Source organism: Ruegeria sp. YTSC004 (assembly GCF_059609805.1).
In genome coordinates this window covers 1-1,381 of record NZ_JBXWMJ010000040.1, presented here as the reverse complement: position 1 = coordinate 1,381, position 1,381 = coordinate 1, and the positions used below count along the sequence as shown (strand labels likewise).

Sequence of the window (1,381 nt, the reverse complement as noted above, 5' to 3'; positions counted from 1 at the left end):
ATCACGCGGGCTTTATCAGTGTTTCCAGATATTCTCGAGTGTCGGCGTCCCACGAGCTGGGGTCCTCTCCATGGGCGACCACCGCGTGGAGTTCCATGAGCTTCCAGACTTCGTCCTTGGTCGCAGCAACTACTTTACCTGGGCAGGCCTCCATGCCTTCGCAATCCTTGCAGGCATATGAGTATGCAGTGTTCATCGCTTTCACCTCCGTGCGCTCGGAAAGTTGGTTAGAACTCAAGAAACGTCGGCAGCCCGTCGTCGAGTTTTATCCATGGCTGCTGATGCGAAACGAAGACATGGGCTTTTGGCTGAGTAATCGATGGGTCGTCCAACGTCACAGCAGAAAACCAAGCGTCAGCGCTCCAGTCTTGGCCCTCAACTTCATTTAGGGCGGCATAGGTCAACGTCGTTCCACAGTCCCGACAAAACCCGCGGCGAATACCCGAAGTTTTCTCAATGTGTTGGATTTCGCCTTTGATAACGGCGAAGTCTTCGGCGGCCACTTTAGCCCAAGTTGCAAAGGCGCCACCAAGGGCCATTTGGCATGAACGACAATGGCAATGTCCCGACCAGACAGGTGGTGTCGCGATCTGGTATCGAACAGCACCACAGTAACATCCACCTTGAAGTTTTTCCATCGTATCAAGATCTCCTGGCATGCGGCTAGGTTGACATCAGCACTAAAGCATCCGCTCCAATATTTTATAATAGAAGCGCAGATTTCACTGTGAATAATGTCAAGAATGCCGATATCATGCGACTCAAATAGTCTAATCAAACATTAGAAAATCTACAGCATGGACTGGCTGCACCTTCCCCCAATGAACGCTTTGCGCGCCTTCTCAGCGGTTGCGGAAGCTGGGAGTTACACCGTGGCTGCTGAACGCTTGAACGTGACCCAAGCGGCTGTCAGCCAGCAGGTCAAATCGTTGGAAAGGCATTTGGGTGTAGCTCTCGTTGTTAGACGTGGGCGCAGCATTGAATTGACAGAGCCAGGCATCATTCTCGCACGTGAACTCGGTATCGGCTTTGAAATCATTGCAAGGGGTGTCGAACGACTGGCTGAACACACGGCGCAGCGTCCCGTTCAAGTGACAATGTCACCCGCATTCGCGGTGGAGTGGCTATTGCCGAGAATGGCAGAGTTTCAACAACAACATCCAGAGATCACTTTGATGCTGAACCCAACTTCTGAACTGGTTCAGATAAGACCAGGCGGCATCGATGTCGCCATTCGGTATCACGATAGACGCATGCCAAGAAAAGAAGAGGACACTGTCCTTGTTTCCGACATGGTCGTGATCGGAGCACCTTCACTGGTGGAAGGCCAAGATCTGCGTGACCCGGCCACTCTGACAAAGCTGCCTTGGTTGCAGGAACT

Annotated in this window: 3 protein-coding genes; 1 reads left to right on the top strand and 2 read right to left on the bottom strand. The window is 52.3% G+C overall.

Annotated features, from left to right (window positions below; translation table 11 throughout):
• Position 1: 1 nt before the first annotated feature.
• Both AC2FFP_RS23290 and AC2FFP_RS23285 read right to left on the bottom strand, forming a co-directional pair.
• Positions 2-196 carry a DUF1059 domain-containing protein gene (locus tag AC2FFP_RS23290; protein ID WP_282170805.1) on the bottom strand — a complete coding sequence of 65 codons (195 nt, stop codon included), beginning with the start codon at positions 194-196 and terminating at the stop codon, positions 2-4.
• A gap of 31 nt (positions 197-227) precedes the next feature.
• Positions 228-638 carry a GFA family protein gene (locus AC2FFP_RS23285; RefSeq protein WP_496881570.1) on the bottom strand — a complete coding sequence of 137 codons (411 nt, stop codon included), beginning with the start codon at positions 636-638 and terminating at the stop codon, positions 228-230.
• 159 nt (positions 639-797) lie between these two features.
• Here AC2FFP_RS23285 and AC2FFP_RS23280 point away from each other — a divergent pair.
• The coding region (locus AC2FFP_RS23280; RefSeq protein ID WP_496881569.1) for a LysR family transcriptional regulator at positions 798-1,381 on the top strand (584 nt) is incomplete at its 3' end.